The organism is Candidatus Pelagibacter sp. PS_44, from assembly GCF_059417735.1.
On sequence record NZ_CM182063.1, the window covers coordinates 632,189 to 648,280 of the forward strand.

Genomic DNA, 16,092 nt, shown 5'->3' on the forward strand with positions numbered 1-16,092 from the left:
ATTATCTATAGGGATTATCAGCCTTAATATTTGCTGCTAAAATATTCTCCCACCTGTCTCCATTATCTAATAATTTTTCTTTGTTGTAATAAAGTTCTTCTCTTGTTTCTGTAGAAAATTCAAAGTTTGGGCCTTGAACGATTGCATCTACAGGACAAGACTCTTCACAAAGACCACAATAAATACATTTCATCATATCAATGTCATATCGAGTAGTTTTTCTGCTACCATCTTCTCTTTCAGAAGATTCGATCGTAATAGCTTGAGCAGGACAAACAGCCTCGCATAATTTACAAGCTATACATCTTTCTTCACCATTGGGATATCTTCTTAAAGCGTGCTCACCTCTATAACGAGGAGAAATTTTTCCTTTTTCAAAAGGATAATTAATTGTTTTTTTTGATTTAAAAATTTCTTTTAAAGCAATTTTTAACCCTCCTAAGAAGTCTAATAAAAAAATTGTTTTAAATATTCTAGATATTTTCATAATTAGTTTATTGGTAATAAATTGAAGTAAAATAAATAGCTAGCAGTTAAAACCACCCAAGTTAGTGACATTGGAAGAAATACTTTCCATCCTAAACGCATTAATTGATCATATCTATATCTAGGCACAATAGCTTTTACCAATGCAAATAAAATAAATAGTAACAAAATTTTTATTATCAACCAAATTGCACCTGGAATTAAGTTAAATGGATAAAGCTCAATTGGAGACAGCCATCCTCCTAAAAAAAGAATAGAACCCATAGCACACATTAAAAGAATATTTGCGTACTCTCCAAGCCAAAACATTGCATACATCATTCCCGAGTATTCTGTTTGATATCCGGCAACCAATTCTGCTTCTGCCTCAGGTAAGTCAAAAGGTGGTCTATTTGTTTCTGCTAATGCTGAAATAAAGAAAATTACAAACATTGGAAACAAAGGTATTACAAACCATAGATTTTCTTGAGCTATTACAATATCGTTTAAGTTTAACGAGCCAACACATAACAAAACATTTATAATAATAACACCAATAGAAACCTCGTATGAAACCATTTGTGCTGCTGATCTAATCGCTCCCAAAAAAGGATATTTTGAATTAGAAGCCCATCCTCCCATAATAATTCCATAGACACCTAAAGATGAAACAGCAAAGAGATATAAAATTCCAACATTGATATCTGCTAAAACTTGTGTTGCACTAAAAGGTATAACAGCCCATGAAATTAATGCTAATGTCATAGTTACGATCGGGGCTAAAATAAAAATTACTTTATTAGAGCTTGAAGGAATAATAACTTCTTTAAAAATGTACTTTAACGCATCAGCTAAAGACTGTAATAAACCAAAAGGTCCCACAACATTTGGTCCTTGTCTTTTTTGAACAAAAGCCCATATACGACGATCTAACCAAACTATCATAGCTACAGAAACTAAGACCGGAACTAATAAAAATAATATTTTATAAGTTTCAGAAAGAATTATATTTAAATATTCCATGTTTATCCTTCTGTTCCTGTAGATCTGAAATTAGTTTTAGCAGATTTGCATTCAAACATGGTCTTGGATGCTCTAGCTATAACATTAGAATAATAGTAGTCTTCATTAGCAATCTTTAAAATTTCATTTTCAAATATTAAATCTTTAAATTCAGTTGAAACAACTAAATTATCTTTTTCCATGTAAAGATTTAGATAATTAAGCATGCTACTATCAAGTTCATCTTTATCATTGAATAATTTTCTATGATTCATAGCTTCAGCTAACTCATTAATTATTAACCAATCTTCTTTTGCTTCTTCAGGTGGATAAGAGGCCTTATAGGCTTTTTGTAGTTTTCCCTCTAAGTTTGTAAAATAACCATTTTGCTCTGTATAAGCGGCACCTGGCAGTATAATATCAGCAATTTCTGCACCTTTGTCACCATGACTACCTTGATAAATAATAAACTCATTTTTTTTTTTAAATTGAAAACTATCTAGACCTAATAAATAAACAATTTCAAATTTATTGTTATTTAGATCTTCTAAAACTTTGTTTGAACCATCAGTAGTTTTATATAATCCTAAATCTAAACTTCCAACTGTTGAGGCATTATCCGAAATAACATTAAGCGAATTCCATTCATCAGAAATCTTATTATTCTTATTTAAAAAATTCTTCATAGTCTCGAATATATATTTTGCAGATTTTGATTTAAAAGCAGATTGGCCAAATACAATTAAAGGTTTTTTAGCTTCTTTTATTAACTTTGAAACTTTATGACTATCCTCTGATATTTCTTTAATATTATTAATTTTACCATCAAGAAACTCGTAAGGGTATGTAAGATCTCCAACATTATTTAAAGAAATAATTTTTGTTTTATTTTGGACATAAGATTTTCTTATACGTGCATTTAGAATGGTAGCTTCATATCTAGGATTAGTTCCAATCAGAAAAATAAAATCTGATTCCTCTATCCCATTTATTGATGAATTGAATAAATAATTTTCTCTTTTCTCTACATTTAAATAAGTATAGTCATTTCTAGACTCAACATTTTGTGAACCAAGTGTCTTATTAAAGAACTCTTTAAATATATATAGTGTTTCCATATTTACTAAATCACCTGTTAAGCCACAAATTTTATTTTTATCTGTATTATTAAATTTTGATTTAATTATATTAAAAACTTCATCCCAAGATGCTTTTTCAAATTTATTATTATACTTTACATAAGGTGTATCTAAGCGCTGATTTAATAAACCATCACAAGCATATCTACTTTTATCAGATATCCACTCTTCATTAATGTTTTCATTAATTCTTGGAAGAATTCTTTTTACTTCCCATCCATAAGTATCAACTCTAATATTGGAGCCAATTGCATCCATTACATCTATGGACTCTGTTTTCTTTAATTCCCAAGGACGAGCTTCAAAAACATAGGGTTTTGATGTAAGTGCACCAACAGGACATAAATCAACAACATTAGCTGACAGCTCAGATTGCATAGATTTTTCGAGATAGGTTGTAATTTGCATATCTTCTCCTCTGCCTATTGCTCCTAATTCTGGTACTCCTGCAATTTCAGTTGCAAATCGAACACATCTAGTGCAATGAATACATCTAGTCATTTGTGTCTTGATTAATGGTCCCATATTTTTTTCTGGAACTTGTCTTTTATTTTCGTTAAATCTTGACTTGTCTACTCCGTAGAACATTGATTGATCTTGAAGATCGCATTCTCCACCTTGATCACAAACTGGACAATCTAAAGGATGGTTAGCTAATAAAAACTCCATAACACCTTTTCTAGCTTTTTCTACAAAAGCGGTGTTGGTTTTAATATTCATTCCTTCTGCTGCTGGCATTGCGCAAGACGCAACTGGTTTAGGTGATTTTTCCATTTCAACAAGACACATTCTGCAATTTCCAGCGATTGATAATTTTTCGTGATAACAAAATCTTGGAATTTCAACTCCAGCTTTCTCACAAGCCTGTAAAACTGTTAAACCTTCTTCAACCTCAACATCAATATTATTAACTTTTAATTTAAGCATTTTTTTTATCCATTAAATGTTGATCTACCAAATATGGAATATCTTTTTTCTTTTTAATTGAGGGATCAAAATTATTTCTTTGCTCTATTTCTTTTTTAAAATGTCGCAATAATCCTTGCACTGGCCATGAAGAACCCTCACCAAAAGCACATATTGTGTGACCTGCTATTTGGTTAGTAACATCTCCCAACATATCAACCTCTTCTCTTGAAGCTTCACCAATTGCCATTCTTTCAAGCATTCTCCACATCCATCCAGAACCTTCTCTGCAAGGTGTACATTGACCACAGCTTTCATGTTTATAAAATCTAGCAATTCTTGCCATGCATTTAATGATATCTTGATCTTTATTTATAACAACTATACCAGCAGTACCTAAGCCGCTTTTTTCAGCAACTAAAGAGTCAAAATCCATTGTTAAAGTTTCACAAGTTTTTTGAGGTATCAATGGCATTGAAGATCCACCAGGTATTACTGCTAATAAATTATCCCATCCTCCAACTACTCCTCCTGCATGAACTTCGATTAATTCTTTTAGAGGGATACTCATTTCCTCTTCTACATTACATGGTTTATTAACATTACCTGAAATACAAAAAATTTTAGTTCCTGTATTTTTAGCTTTGCCTAGAGATGAAAACCATTTTCCTCCTCTTTTTAAAATTGTTGGAACAACTGCTATTGTTTCAACATTATTAATTATTGTCGGACAACCATATAGACCTATAAGAGCTGGAAAAGGTGGTTTCAATCTTGGTTGGCCCTTTTTACCTTCAATACTCTCAAGTAATGCAGTTTCTTCACCACAAATGTAAGCACCAGCTCCGTAGTGAATATAAATGTCCAAATCCCAACCAGTACCAGCTGCATTTTTGCCAATTAAATTTTTTTCATAAGCTTCATTAATTGCTATTTGAAGTTTTTGACCATCTACAAAATACTCGCCTCTAATATAAATATAACAAACGTGTGCCTGGACAGCATATGCTGCAATCAAGCAACCCTCTATTAACTTGTGAGGTTCAAATCTTAAAATATCTCTATCTTTGCACGTACCTGGTTCAGACTCGTCACCATTAATTACCAAATAATGTGGTCTGGAACCTAACTCTTTTGGAGCAAAAGACCACTTTAAACCAGTTGGAAATCCAGCGCCTCCTCTTCCTCTCAGTTCTGAAGTTTTAACTTCATTAATAATCCATTCTCTTCCTTTTTTTATTAAATCTGCAGTACCTACCCAATCACCTCTTTTTTTTGAAGAATCGTAATCAGATCCTCTATCGTTATATAAATTCTGAAATATTCTATCTTCGTCTTTAAGCATTTTTTAAATCTAAAAGTGTTTTTCTATTATTTTCTGGTTCATTATTAATTCTACCTCTATAAGAACCTGGTTTTGGTGTTTTGTCATTTAATATATCATCCAGAATTTTTAAGGTTTTTTCTTTATCAAGATCTTCATAATAATCATCATTAATTTGCATCATTGGTGCGTTAACACAAGCTCCCAAACATTCAACTTCCATCCAAGAACACATTTTATTTTGAGACAATTCATTTTCATTTTCAGAGATTTTTTCCTTACAAGCTTCAACTAATTTATATGCTCCTCTAATCATACATGGTGTTGTAGTGCAAACTTGTACAAAATGTTTACCTACAGGAGAAAGATTATACATTGTATAAAATGTAGCAACTTCATAAACCTTTATATAAGGCATGTCTAAAAATTTACCTATATATTTCATAGCAGCTAATGGAATCCAATTTTCATTTTGTTTTTGAGCAATATATAATAATGCCATTACTGCACTTTGCTGCTTACCATCGGGATAGTTAGAAATAATTTCTTTTGCAGCAGCTAAGCTATCTTGATTGAATTCAAAACTCTCTGGTTGATCTTTAGCAGGTTTTCTTAAACTCATTATCTGTCTACCTCACCAAAAACTATATCTAAAGAGCCTAATACTGCTGGTACATCAGCTAACATATGACCTTTAATTAAATAATCCATCGCTTGTAAATGAGAAAAACCAGGGGCTCTAATTTTGCATTTATAAGGTTTACTTGAACCGTCAGAAATTAAATAAACACCAAATTCTCCTTTTGGTGCTTCAACTGCAGTATAAATTTCATCATTTGTTACACGATAACCCTCTGTAAAAAGTTTAAAGTGATGAATTAAAGCCTCCATGGATTCTTTTATATCTTTTTTTGGTGGAGGACTAATTTTTCCATCTAAGGATTTAATTGCTCCTCTTGTCATTTTTGCTAAACATTGTTTTATTATAGATACACTTTCTCTCATCTCTTCAATTCTACATAGATACCTATCATAACAATCGCCATTTTTTCCAACTGGTATTTTAAATTCAATTTGATCATAACAATCGTAAGGTTGTGATTTCCTTAAATCCCACGGCACACCAGATCCTCTTATCATCACACCACTAAAAGAATAATCTAACGCGTCTTCTTTAGTAACAATTCCTATGTCTACATTTCTTTGTTTAAATATTCTATTATCAGTTAATAGAGTTTCAAGATCATCAATTATTTTTGGAAAGGTTTCACAAAATTTTGCAATATCGTCTTCAAGTCCCATTGGTAGATCTTGATGAACACCGCCTGCTCTAAAATAATTAGCATGCAACCTTGATCCAGATGCTCTTTCATAAAAAGTCATAAGTGTTTCACGTTCTTCAAATCCCCACAACGATGGTGTTAATGCCCCTACATCTAAAGCTTGTGTAGTTACATTTAATATATGACTTAAAATTCTTCCAATTTCACAAAACATTACTCTTATAAATTGAGCCCTAATTGGAACATCAATACTTAAGATTTTTTCAATTGCCAAAGCAAATGCGTGTTCTTGATTCATAGGGGCGACATAATCCAACCTATCAAAATAAGGTACAGCTTGCATATAAGTCTTGTTTTCTATTAATTTTTCTGTTCCACGATGTAATAATCCAATGTGAGGATCTGCTTTCTCAACCACTTCGCCATCTAATTCCAAAATTAACCTTAAGACACCATGAGCAGCAGGATGCTGAGGACCAAAGTTAAGATTTAATGTTTTAGTTTTTTTTGTCATTTTCTTGATCCGTCTGTTTCTTAATATACTTTGTTCCTTCCCATGGACTCTCATAATCAAAATTTCTATAGTTTTGTTCTAATTTAACTGGTTCACTAATAACTTTTTTTTGATCTTCACTATATCTAACCTCTGTATGCCCAGTCAGAGGAAAATCTTTTCTAAGCGGATGACCTTCAAACCCATAATCTGTAAGAATTCTTCTTAGATCTGGATGATCTTTAAACTTAACACCATACATGTCAAAAACTTCACGCTCCATCCAGTTTGCAGCAGGAAATATTGATGTTAATGAAGGAATCACTTCATTTTCATTAATTAAATAACTTAATATAATTCTTTGATTAAACTCATGACTTAAAAATAAATAAACAACTTTAAAACGTTGAGAGTTTTCTGGATAGTCAACAACCGTTAAATCTATTAATTGTCGGAATTTAGTATTTTCATTATTTTTTATAAATAAAGCTACATTTAATAAATCTTCACTTTCAATATTTATATAAAGTTGATCGTGTCTAATTTCAGTTTTTTTTATTTTAGTGGTAAGTTCTGAATTAATTTTTTTTTCTAGATCTATACAGCTTTTCATAAATATTATCTTTCGAAAGAGCCTTTGTTTCTAATTTTTTTCTGTAATTGCATAATTCCATATAATAATGCCTCTGCAGATGGTGGGCATCCTGGAACATAAATATCAACAGGTACAATTTTATCACAACCTCTAACTACAGAATAAGAATAATGATAGTAACCTCCTCCATTTGCGCAGCTTCCCATTGATATAACATATCTTGGTTCTGGCATTTGATCATAAACCTTTCTTAACGCTGGTGCCATTTTGTTTGTTAATGTACCAGCTACAATCATGACGTCAGATTGTCTTGGTGATCCTCTTGGTGCTGCACCAAATCTTTCTAAATCATATCTAGGCATGGCTGTTTGCATCATTTCGACCGCACAACATGCTAGACCAAAAGTCATCCAATGTAATGATCCAGCTCTTGACCAATTGATAAGATTATCTAGAGATGTGGTTATAAAACCATTTTTACTAAAATCCTCAGAGAGCTTTTTAAACTCTTCAGGAATTTCATTATTTTTTTTACTTAAATCCATAATCTAAATTATTATTCCCAATCTAACGCACCTTTTTTCCATTCATAAATAAATCCAACTGTTAAAATGAATAAGAAGATCATCATGGAAGTAAAACCCAAGCCCCCAATAGCCCCAAGACTAATTGCCCATGGGAAAAGAAAAGCGATTTCTAAGTCAAAAATAATAAATAAAATTGCAACTAAATAAAATCTAACATCAAATTTCATTCTTGAGTCTTCAAAGGGTTCAAAACCACATTCGTAAGCCGATAACTTTTCAGGGTCTGGATGTTTTGGAGAAAGTATCAAATTAACAACTACAAAAGCCCCACTTAGACCAAGTGCAATAACCAGAAATATTATAATAGGCAGATAATCTTTTAAAAACTCTGAAAGCATGAAATCTATATAGCAGTTTTTTTAACTTCTTGAAGTGTACATAAGGAGCAATTTTGACACTATTAACAGTCAATATCAAGAAAAGTGGCGGGAGTGAAGGGACTCGAACCCTCGACCTATCGCGTGACAGGCGATCGCTCTAACCAACTGAGCTACACCCCCACTTTAGTTGTTTTGGTGGGCAGTAAAGGACTCGAACCTTTGACCCCCTCGGTGTAAACGAGATGCTCTACCAACTGAGCTAACCGCCCAAAACAAGCGCTACTAATACATCAACGAATAGATAATGTAAATTGGTAATTATTGAATACTGGCTTGAGATTTATCGTCAGATTTAGAAATTTGTTCAACTTCAACCCACTCAACTCTTTTCAATTCTTTAGTTAAAGCTATTTTTAATACCTCATCTGCATATTCCACTGGAATAATTTTTATATCATCAATAATCTTCTTTGGCATATCTACTAAATCTTTTTCATTCTCTTTAGGAATAACGACTTGTTTGATTCCAGCTCTATGAGCAGCTAATAGTTTTTCTTTAAGTCCACCGATAGGTAAAACTTGTCCTGTTAAAGTAACTTCTCCAGTCATTGCAACATCTCTTCTAACAGGAATTTTTGTAATTGCTGAAACAATTGAAGTAACCATACCTATACCTGCAGAAGGGCCATCTTTAGGAGTTGCTCCTTCAGGAACGTGAATATGAAAATCTTTTTTTTCAAATAATGGAGGAATAATTCCATAATCTAAACTCTTAGATCTTATAAATGATTTAGCAGCTTTGATTGACTCTTGCATTACATCTCCTAGTTTTCCAGTAATTTGCATTCTACCCTTTCCAGGCATAACAACAGTTTCAATCTTAAGTATCTCTCCACCATATTCAGTCCAAGCTAAACCTGTTACAACACCAATTTTATCTTTGTACTCAAGCTCACCGAATTTAAATTTTTGTATTCCAAGGAAATCATGAAGATTTTTTAAATCTACTTTAACCTGCTTTTCTTCACCAGAAACAACTTTTTTTACAACCTTACGTGCAACTTTTGAAATTTCTCTTTCTAAGTTTCTAACACCCGACTCTTTGGTATAACTTCTGATAATTTCTTTAATTATATCATCAGATAAGGTCATTTCATTTTCTTTAACACCATTGTCTTTTATCTGTTTTGGTAAAAGGTAATTGTTTGCTATATTAATTTTTTCATCTTCTGTGTATCCAGCCAACCTTATAACTTCCATTCTATCTAGTAATGGCGGTAATATATTTAGTGTGTTTGCTGTTGTAACAAACATTACATCAGATAAATCATAATCAACTTCTAAATAATGATCATTAAATGTTGAGTTTTGTTCAGGGTCCAATGCTTCTAATAATGCTGATGAAGGGTCGCCTCTATAGTCATTACCAATTTTATCAATTTCATCTAAAAGAATTAAAGGGTTTTTAGTTCCTGCCTTCTTCATCATTTGAATAATTTTTCCGGGTAAAGAACCAATATAAGTTCTTCTATGCCCTCTAATTTCAGCCTCATCACGCATTCCTCCAACAGATACTCTTACAAATTCTCTATTAGTTGCTTTTGCAATTGATTTTCCTAAAGAAGTTTTTCCAACACCTGGAGGCCCAACTAAACATAATATAGGTCCTTTAATTTTATCCATTCTTTTTTGGACTGCTAAGAACTCTATAATTCTTTCTTTTACTTTTTCTAGACCAAAGTGATCAGCATCCAATACTGATAATGCTTTTTTAAGATCAATATCAACTTCACTTTTTTTATACCATGGAAGCTCTATCATCCAATCAAGATAATTTCTAATAACGGTTGCTTCAGCAGACATCGGGCTCATATTTTTTAATTTTTTTAACTCTGCCAAACATTTTTTTTCTACATCTTTAGGCATTTTTGCCTTAATAATAGATTTGTTCAGACTAGATGTTTCATCTTTACCATCTTCAATTTCACCTAACTCTTTTTGAATTGCCTTAAGTTGCTCATTCAAATAATATTCTCTTTGAGTTTTCTCCATTTGAGTTTTAACTCTACCTCTAATTCTCTTTTCAACTCCTATAATACTAGTTTCATTTTCCATAATTTTGATAATGGAATTTAATCTCTTCTTGACATCTGCAGTCTCAAAAATTTGTTGTTTTTCTAAAATGGTAGCTGTTAAGTGTGAGGCAATGTTGTCAGCAATATGAGATGCATCAGTTAATTTTTTTATATTATTGATTGTCTCTGTTGAAACCTTTTTATTAATTGAAGTAAGTTTTTCCAATCTTCTTACTGCAGTCATAGCTAAAGGTATCAAATCTTCATCTTTAGATGCTACATCATGCTGATGAGCGTACTCACAAATTATGAATTTTTCATTATCTTTAAAATCTAATATCTTAACTCTTTTACTTCCCTCAACTAAAACTTTAACTGTTCCATCGGGTAATTTTAATAATTGAAGTATATTACCTTCACAGCCATGCATAAATACGTCTGTCTTCTTAGGATCATCTATTTCTGAATTTTTTTGAGTAACAAGGATAATCTTTTTATCCTTTTTCATCACTTCATTTAGGGCTGCAATTGATTTGTCTCTTCCAACAAATAAAGGGATTACCATATTTGGAAACACCACTATATCTCTTAGAGGTAACAAAGGTCGTTCTATTTTAACATCCATTATCTAAATATGGATATTAAAAATAAATTTGCAATAGCTATTTATTAGTTATTAACGTTGAATTAAGCGGCAGACGTTTTGTCCGTCTTTGTTTTCGTATTATTTTTTGAATGAACAATGATGGGTTGCGATAGACCTTTAGCCGCACTAGCATCTACTATCACTTCTTCGACATTATCCTGACTTGGCAAATCATACATAGTCTTTAATAAAATATTTTCTAATATCGATCTTAGTCCTCTGGCACCAGTTTTTTTTGTGATTGCTTTTTGTGCAATTTCTTTCACTGCATTTTCTTTAAAATTTAATTTGGCACCATCTAATTTAAATAATTCTTGATATTGTTTGATTAAAGAATTTTTTGGTTCTTGTAATATTTTGATTAAAGATTTCTCATCTAAATCTTCTAGTGTAGCTATCATTGGTAATCTTCCAATAAACTCTGGTATCAAACCATATTTCAATAAATCTTCAGGTTCTAAGGTTTTCATCCACTCACCAGTTTTTTTATCATCAGTTTTTTTAACATTTGCACCAAAACCAATAGAAGTTCCCTTGTCTCTTTGTGAAATAATTTTATCTAAACCAGCAAATGCACCACCACAAATAAATAGTATATTTGTAGTATCAACTTGTAAAAATTCTTGTTGAGGGTGCTTTCTTCCTCCTTGAGGTGGAACACTCGCAACTGTTCCTTCCATAATCTTCAAAAGAGCTTGTTGAACACCTTCACCAGAAACATCTCTTGTAATTGAAGGGTTCTCAGATTTTCTGCTAATCTTATCTACTTCATCAATGTAGACAATTCCACGTTGTGCTTTTTCTACATTATAATCAGCTGCTTGTAATAATTTTAAAATAATGTTTTCAACATCTTCACCAACATAACCAGCTTCTGTAAGAGTGGTTGCATCAGCCATTGTGAAAGGAACATCAAGTATTCTAGCCAAAGTTTGTGCTAATAAAGTTTTACCACAACCTGTAGGACCAACTAGTAGAATGTTGGATTTTGAAAGTTCAACAGTTTTACTAGTCTTGCTTTCATAGTTTAATCTTTTGTAGTGATTATGCACCGCTACAGACAAAACTTTTTTTGCATGAGGCTGTCCAATTACATAATCATCTAATACTGCACAAATTTCTTTTGGCGATGGTAATCCATCTTGATGTTTTACAAATGAGTCTTTGCTTTCTTCTTTTATAATATCCATACAAAGTTCAACACACTCATCACAGATAAAAACTGTTGGACCAGCAATTAATTTTCTAACTTCATGTTGGCTCTTGCCACAGAAAGAACAGTAAAGAATATTTTTATTATTTGTGCTCATAATTTATAAACGAATCAATGTTGTTACTTTAATATAGATGACTCATACTAATCAAGTATGTACTTAATAATTTTCAAGATATTGTGGTTTAAGATCTGTTCTCTACTACTTCATCTATTAAACCAAAGTCTTTAGCAATATCAGAGGTCATAAAATTATCTCTTTCAAGAGCTTTTTTAATATCATCTACTGATTTGCCAGTGTGCTTTGAGTAAATTTCATTAAGTCTTTTTTTAAGTGCCAAGACTTCATTTGCATGAATTTCAATATCTGTAGCTTGACCTTGAAAACCAGCAGATGGTTGGTGAACCATAATTCTAGAATTAGGTAGAGAAAACCTTTTACCTTTTTTTCCAGCAGCTAAAAGAAAAGATCCCATTGAGGCAGCCTGCCCAATGCATAAAGTTGAAACATCTGGTTTGATGTATTGCATAGTATCATAAATACCTAGGCCAGCAGTTACAAGACCACCTGGACTATTAATATATAAATTAATTTCTTTTTTTGGATCCTCAGATTCTAAAAATAAAAGTTGCGCAGTAACAAGAGACGCTACGTTATCGTTAATTGGTCCAACTAAAAAAATTATTCTTTCTTTTAAAAGTCTAGAATAAATATCATAAGCTCTTTCACCCTTGTTAGATTGTTCCACAACCATAGGGACTAATGTATTCATTTGATCAGAAAAATTTGTTGTCATAAGTTGATTCTTATCAGTTATACAACTTGTGATTACTTTTTGCTAACTTTTTTTGGTGCAGCTTTTTTTGTTTTTGTGGGCTTAGTTGCTGCTTTTTTTGGTGCAGCTTTTTTGAGTGCAGCTTTTTTGGGTGCTGCTTTTTTTTGTGAGTCTTCCTGATCATGATCGTGATTATGATCATGCTCTTGTTTTTGATGTTCTTTTAGTATTTTTTCAGCTTCATCTTTGCTTATTTCTTTTTTATTAGGTTTTGCTTTTGATTTAATTACATCAATTATTTTTTCTTCATATACTGTTCCTCTTAAGCTAGCCAAAGCTGATGGATTTTTTTGATAAAATTCCATAACCATTTTTTCTTGACCTGGCATCATTCTAAGTTGTTTTTGTACCTCGGCTTGTATTTCTTGCTCTGTAACTTTAATTTTGTTTTGTTCACCAAACTCATTCAAGATTAATCCAACTTTAATTCTTTTTTTAGCTATTTCTTCAAATTTTTTTCTACTTTTTTTAGAGTCTTCCTCATTCATGCCTTGTGATAAGATTTTAACCTCTTCTTCTAAAAGATTTTCAGGAATTTCGTCGACTTTAAAATTTTCAATTTCTTTAAGAATTTGTGTTTTAGCCAACCTACCTAAAGAATTTTTATATTCATCATTAATTTGCTTAGATACTAAAATTTTTAAATCAGCTAAGTCTTTAGCTCCTAAATTTTTTGCAAATTCGTCATTTATTTTTACCTCTTCAGATTTTCTTACAGTTATAATCTTGCATGTAAAACTAGCTTTTTTATTAGCAAATTCTTTATGAGGGTAATTTTCAGGTAGTGTAGCCTCTACAACTTTTTCGTCGTTTTTTTTGACACCAATTAATTGGTCATCAAATCCTTTAATAAATAAATCTTTTCCAAGTATTAATTGAGTATTTTTACCTTCACCACCAGTAAATTCTTTACCGTCAATTGTTGCTTTATAATCAAAAATAACCAAATTTTCTTTTAAAGCTTTTGCTTCATCAGCAACATCTTTAAAGTTATTCTGACTTTTGGCGATTTCATTAATTCTCTTATCTGTTTCTGAATTATCAATTTTAACTGAATATTCATCAAATTTTATATTTTCAACAGACTTAAGTTCAACTTTTGGAAGTTCTGTTACAGAAATCACATATTCTAAATCCTTATCTTCTCCATAGGTTTTTAAATCAAGTTTTGGTTGGCCTGCTGGTTTTATTTTATTATCCTCTAATGCCTTGGTGGATGTTTCTTTTAAAACCTTGTCTAAAACCTCACTAAAAATTGCTTGGCCAAATTGTCTTTTAAGAATTTCTTTGGGAACTTTTCCTGGTCTAAAGCCTTTTAAATTAACAGTCCCTTTGATTTCTTCATACTTTGCGTCCATATAAGTGCTCATAGTTTTTTTATCTATGAAAACTTTAATGTCCTTATTTAAACCTTTTATATTCTCTACTGTTACTTTCATAATTTTATAACTTTTTGGTAGGCGAAAAAGGACTCGAACCTTCACATCTTGCGATACTGGTTCCTAAGACCAGCGCGTCTACCAATTCCGCCATTCGCCCACAATCTTGTGGGGTTTTATATATTATTGATATCATTTGTCCAATGACAATAATTATAAAATATATTAATAATCATGTGATTTAGTAATAATTTATAAAAATGATAATTTCACCCTGCATTAGTATATGCAAAACCGATCCCCAAACAGGGTATTGTTACGGTTGCGGTAGAAACAACGAAGAAAAAAAAATGTGGAAATTAGACAGTACTACTAATCAATGGAAACAAGATAATTTAATTAACATTGAACAAAGACTTAACGGTTGGCAGCTTGAGAGCTTTAAAGATTCATACAAGCATAAAATAGAGAATGGTATTTCTTTATATAAAAAGGTTTTAAATAATGAGTAAATCAACATTAGCTATTATAATTTATATAGCAGGACTTATATTTGGTGCTTTAGTGCTAGATTTATGGAGTGCGGAAACAGGACCCAAAGCTTTCATTGGTATTGGTTGGACAGCTATTCTGCTTGTTGCTCTACTCCATGCTGATAAGTATGAAAAAAAATAGTTTACAAACTAAAATAATTTATTTTTTATTTTTTTTTATTGGCATTCAATCAGTATCTATTTCAGAAATAATGCATTTGACTGGTTGCAAAAACCTAAAAGATGGATTTATTAAAAATGAATATATTTTAAACTTTGAAAAATCATTAATGATTAGAAATTATATATATGACAATAAGACATTTAAAAAATATAAGTCTACTGATCTAAGTGTAAAACAAGAAGGTTCAGTAGAAAGATTTATTTATGAAGAATCAGATCTAATTTATACTGATAAAGTTGGCTATCCACAGTTCTACACTCAACTTATGTTTAAAAAAGATAGTCCAATAATAAATATCAAAACAGTAATTAACGGAGAAGAAGGTATATCAAAAATATCTACTTGCAAAAAAGTTGAGGTATTTGTTAAAGAAAGTTAAGATTTTTTATTTTTTTTATTTAACTTACTTATAAAATTAGTTTTTTTTGGAATGGGTCTATTGCTTGTAATATTACTTCTATGTTTAGCAAATGCTTGTTTTTGAGCTAACTTCATTGCTTTTTTTGATGACATTATTTTATTCTATATTTATTCCTAATAAAATAAACTTTAATTAATCGAAATTTTTTGTCTTTGTAAAACGTTAAAATTTTTATCAGTAATTACCATTTCACCAGATGAAACGGCAGTATTCGTAACTTCTAAGATTGTAACATAATGGGTAATTAAAACTAAATTTTTACTACTATTCCATTCATTAACATATTCTTTTAGTTCTTTGATTTGTTTGGTTTTATTTTTTGAAAATTTTTCACTAAAAAAAGAATTTAAAAAGCTTTTTGTTTCAAATTTTTTAAAAGCATATTCAGCTGTTTGTTTGCATCTACACCATTCACTAGATAAAACTTTATCAACCTTTATTTGATTTTTTGTAAAAAAAATTCCTAAATTTATAGATTGAACGATGCCCTCTTTATTTAAATTCCGTTGGGTGGAACAATCGGTTACATCAAAATTGCTAGGATCTCCTCCTCCAGGGGCATAAGCATGTCTCACAAATATTAATTTTCCCCCATCCTTTAAAATATTTTCAATGTTTGTGTTAGAATAAGTTTTAAATGGTAGATTGAAAGATATAAGTAAAAATATTAAAATTTTAATAAGTTTCATGA

Annotated in this window: 18 protein-coding genes and 3 tRNA genes; 3 read left to right on the top strand and 18 right to left on the bottom strand. The window is 31.0% G+C overall.

Annotated elements, in window-relative coordinates; genetic code table 11:
• Position 1: 1 nt before the first annotated feature.
• The 16 genes from nuoI to AC5SLO_RS03570 form a co-directional block, all read right to left on the bottom strand.
• Positions 2 to 487 carry an NADH-quinone oxidoreductase subunit NuoI gene (gene nuoI, locus AC5SLO_RS03495; protein WP_494572614.1) on the bottom strand — a complete coding sequence of 162 codons (486 nt, stop codon included), beginning with the start codon at positions 485 to 487 and terminating at the stop codon, positions 2 to 4.
• A gap of 2 nt (positions 488 to 489) precedes the next feature.
• Positions 490 to 1,488: an NADH-quinone oxidoreductase subunit NuoH gene (gene nuoH / locus AC5SLO_RS03500; protein WP_494572615.1), complete on the bottom strand. Its 999-nt coding sequence runs from the start codon at positions 1,486 to 1,488 to the stop codon at positions 490 to 492.
• 2 nt (positions 1,489 to 1,490) lie between these two features.
• Positions 1,491 to 3,533: an NADH-quinone oxidoreductase subunit NuoG gene (nuoG, locus tag AC5SLO_RS03505; protein ID WP_494572616.1), complete on the bottom strand. Its 2,043-nt coding sequence runs from the start codon at positions 3,531 to 3,533 to the stop codon at positions 1,491 to 1,493.
• On the bottom strand, positions 3,526 to 4,857 hold the full coding sequence (gene nuoF / locus AC5SLO_RS03510) for an NADH-quinone oxidoreductase subunit NuoF (protein ID WP_494572617.1): 1,332 nt from the start codon (positions 4,855 to 4,857) through the stop codon (positions 3,526 to 3,528). The genes nuoG and nuoF overlap by 8 nt, the downstream gene beginning before the upstream one ends.
• Positions 4,850 to 5,458 (bottom strand): NADH-quinone oxidoreductase subunit NuoE, encoded by a 609-nt coding sequence (nuoE, locus tag AC5SLO_RS03515; RefSeq protein ID WP_494572618.1) that lies wholly within the window; start codon positions 5,456 to 5,458, stop codon positions 4,850 to 4,852. Before nuoE ends, nuoF begins: the two co-directional genes overlap by 8 nt.
• Positions 5,458 to 6,633 (bottom strand): NADH-quinone oxidoreductase subunit D, encoded by a 1,176-nt coding sequence (locus AC5SLO_RS03520; RefSeq protein ID WP_494572619.1) that lies wholly within the window; start codon positions 6,631 to 6,633, stop codon positions 5,458 to 5,460. Before AC5SLO_RS03520 ends, nuoE begins: the two co-directional genes overlap by 1 nt.
• A complete protein-coding gene (locus tag AC5SLO_RS03525) occupies positions 6,617 to 7,225 on the bottom strand; it encodes an NADH-quinone oxidoreductase subunit C (protein ID WP_494572620.1) in 609 nt (202 codons plus the stop codon). Before AC5SLO_RS03525 ends, AC5SLO_RS03520 begins: the two co-directional genes overlap by 17 nt.
• A gap of 5 nt (positions 7,226 to 7,230) precedes the next feature.
• A complete protein-coding gene (locus AC5SLO_RS03530) occupies positions 7,231 to 7,752 on the bottom strand; it encodes a NuoB/complex I 20 kDa subunit family protein (protein WP_494572621.1) in 522 nt (173 codons plus the stop codon).
• A gap of 11 nt (positions 7,753 to 7,763) precedes the next feature.
• A complete protein-coding gene (locus AC5SLO_RS03535) occupies positions 7,764 to 8,132 on the bottom strand; it encodes an NADH-quinone oxidoreductase subunit A (protein ID WP_494572622.1) in 369 nt (122 codons plus the stop codon).
• A gap of 85 nt (positions 8,133 to 8,217) precedes the next feature.
• Positions 8,218 to 8,294 (bottom strand) — tRNA-Asp (locus tag AC5SLO_RS03540).
• A 13-nt stretch (positions 8,295 to 8,307) separates the two neighbouring features.
• Positions 8,308 to 8,383: transfer RNA gene (locus tag AC5SLO_RS03545), tRNA-Val, on the bottom strand.
• Positions 8,384 to 8,432: 49 nt separating this feature from the next.
• Complete coding sequence (gene lon / locus AC5SLO_RS03550) at positions 8,433 to 10,814, bottom strand: endopeptidase La (RefSeq protein ID WP_494572623.1); 2,382 nt, start codon at positions 10,812 to 10,814, stop codon at positions 8,433 to 8,435.
• Positions 10,815 to 10,876: 62 nt separating this feature from the next.
• On the bottom strand, positions 10,877 to 12,145 hold the full coding sequence (clpX, locus tag AC5SLO_RS03555) for an ATP-dependent Clp protease ATP-binding subunit ClpX (protein WP_494572624.1): 1,269 nt from the start codon (positions 12,143 to 12,145) through the stop codon (positions 10,877 to 10,879).
• Between the two features lie 88 nt (positions 12,146 to 12,233).
• On the bottom strand, positions 12,234 to 12,845 hold the full coding sequence (gene clpP / locus AC5SLO_RS03560) for an ATP-dependent Clp endopeptidase proteolytic subunit ClpP (RefSeq protein WP_494572625.1): 612 nt from the start codon (positions 12,843 to 12,845) through the stop codon (positions 12,234 to 12,236).
• A gap of 32 nt (positions 12,846 to 12,877) precedes the next feature.
• On the bottom strand, positions 12,878 to 14,323 hold the full coding sequence (gene tig, locus AC5SLO_RS03565) for a trigger factor (protein WP_494572626.1): 1,446 nt from the start codon (positions 14,321 to 14,323) through the stop codon (positions 12,878 to 12,880).
• Between the two features lie 15 nt (positions 14,324 to 14,338).
• Positions 14,339 to 14,423 (bottom strand) — tRNA-Leu (locus tag AC5SLO_RS03570).
• Between the two features lie 100 nt (positions 14,424 to 14,523).
• Here AC5SLO_RS03570 and AC5SLO_RS03575 point away from each other — a divergent pair.
• From AC5SLO_RS03575 to AC5SLO_RS03585, 3 genes are read left to right on the top strand one after another with little or no spacing between them, the layout of a single operon-like run.
• The gene (locus AC5SLO_RS03575; protein ID WP_494572627.1) at positions 14,524 to 14,775 is read left to right on the top strand and encodes a DUF1289 domain-containing protein; all 252 of its coding nucleotides are present in this window, start codon (positions 14,524 to 14,526) and stop codon (positions 14,773 to 14,775) included.
• Positions 14,768 to 14,938: a hypothetical protein gene (locus AC5SLO_RS03580; RefSeq protein ID WP_494572628.1), complete on the top strand. Its 171-nt coding sequence runs from the start codon at positions 14,768 to 14,770 to the stop codon at positions 14,936 to 14,938. The genes AC5SLO_RS03575 and AC5SLO_RS03580 overlap by 8 nt, the downstream gene beginning before the upstream one ends.
• Complete coding sequence (locus AC5SLO_RS03585) at positions 14,925 to 15,359, top strand: hypothetical protein (protein ID WP_494572629.1); 435 nt, start codon at positions 14,925 to 14,927, stop codon at positions 15,357 to 15,359. Before AC5SLO_RS03580 ends, AC5SLO_RS03585 begins: the two co-directional genes overlap by 14 nt.
• On the opposite strand, the gene AC5SLO_RS03590 is transcribed toward AC5SLO_RS03585, so the two are convergent.
• Together AC5SLO_RS03590 and AC5SLO_RS03595 are read right to left on the bottom strand one after the other, a co-directional pair.
• Positions 15,356 to 15,493: a hypothetical protein gene (locus AC5SLO_RS03590; RefSeq protein ID WP_494572630.1), complete on the bottom strand. Its 138-nt coding sequence runs from the start codon at positions 15,491 to 15,493 to the stop codon at positions 15,356 to 15,358. The genes AC5SLO_RS03585 and AC5SLO_RS03590 overlap by 4 nt on opposite strands.
• 36 nt (positions 15,494 to 15,529) lie before the next feature.
• On the bottom strand, positions 15,530 to 16,090 hold the full coding sequence (locus AC5SLO_RS03595; RefSeq protein WP_494572631.1) for a histidine phosphatase family protein: 561 nt from the start codon (positions 16,088 to 16,090) through the stop codon (positions 15,530 to 15,532).
• Between the last annotated feature and the right edge of the window lie 2 nt (positions 16,091 to 16,092).

Bases quoted from the DNA above. Each gene is read 5' to 3' on its own strand.
- nuoI (WP_494572614.1), bottom strand. From the start codon at position 487: ATGAAAATATCTAGAATATTTAAAACAATTTTTTTATTAGACTTCTTA.
- nuoH (WP_494572615.1), bottom strand. From the start codon at position 1,488: ATGGAATATTTAAATATAATTCTTTCTGAAACTTATAAAATATTATTT.
- nuoG (WP_494572616.1), bottom strand. From the start codon at position 3,533: ATGCTTAAATTAAAAGTTAATAATATTGATGTTGAGGTTGAAGAAGGT.
- nuoF (WP_494572617.1), bottom strand. From the start codon at position 4,857: ATGCTTAAAGACGAAGATAGAATATTTCAGAATTTATATAACGATAGA.
- nuoE (WP_494572618.1), bottom strand. From the start codon at position 5,458: ATGAGTTTAAGAAAACCTGCTAAAGATCAACCAGAGAGTTTTGAATTC.
- AC5SLO_RS03520 (WP_494572619.1), bottom strand. From the start codon at position 6,633: ATGACAAAAAAAACTAAAACATTAAATCTTAACTTTGGTCCTCAGCAT.
- AC5SLO_RS03525 (WP_494572620.1), bottom strand. From the start codon at position 7,225: ATGAAAAGCTGTATAGATCTAGAAAAAAAAATTAATTCAGAACTTACC.
- AC5SLO_RS03530 (WP_494572621.1), bottom strand. From the start codon at position 7,752: ATGGATTTAAGTAAAAAAAATAATGAAATTCCTGAAGAGTTTAAAAAG.
- AC5SLO_RS03535 (WP_494572622.1), bottom strand. From the start codon at position 8,132: ATGCTTTCAGAGTTTTTAAAAGATTATCTGCCTATTATAATATTTCTG.
- lon (WP_494572623.1), bottom strand. From the start codon at position 10,814: ATGGATGTTAAAATAGAACGACCTTTGTTACCTCTAAGAGATATAGTG.
- clpX (WP_494572624.1), bottom strand. From the start codon at position 12,145: ATGAGCACAAATAATAAAAATATTCTTTACTGTTCTTTCTGTGGCAAG.
- clpP (WP_494572625.1), bottom strand. From the start codon at position 12,845: ATGACAACAAATTTTTCTGATCAAATGAATACATTAGTCCCTATGGTT.
- tig (WP_494572626.1), bottom strand. From the start codon at position 14,323: ATGAAAGTAACAGTAGAGAATATAAAAGGTTTAAATAAGGACATTAAA.
- AC5SLO_RS03575 (WP_494572627.1), top strand. From the start codon at position 14,524: ATGATAATTTCACCCTGCATTAGTATATGCAAAACCGATCCCCAAACA.
- AC5SLO_RS03580 (WP_494572628.1), top strand. From the start codon at position 14,768: ATGAGTAAATCAACATTAGCTATTATAATTTATATAGCAGGACTTATA.
- AC5SLO_RS03585 (WP_494572629.1), top strand. From the start codon at position 14,925: ATGAAAAAAAATAGTTTACAAACTAAAATAATTTATTTTTTATTTTTT.
- AC5SLO_RS03590 (WP_494572630.1), bottom strand. From the start codon at position 15,493: ATGTCATCAAAAAAAGCAATGAAGTTAGCTCAAAAACAAGCATTTGCT.
- AC5SLO_RS03595 (WP_494572631.1), bottom strand. From the start codon at position 16,090: ATGAAACTTATTAAAATTTTAATATTTTTACTTATATCTTTCAATCTA.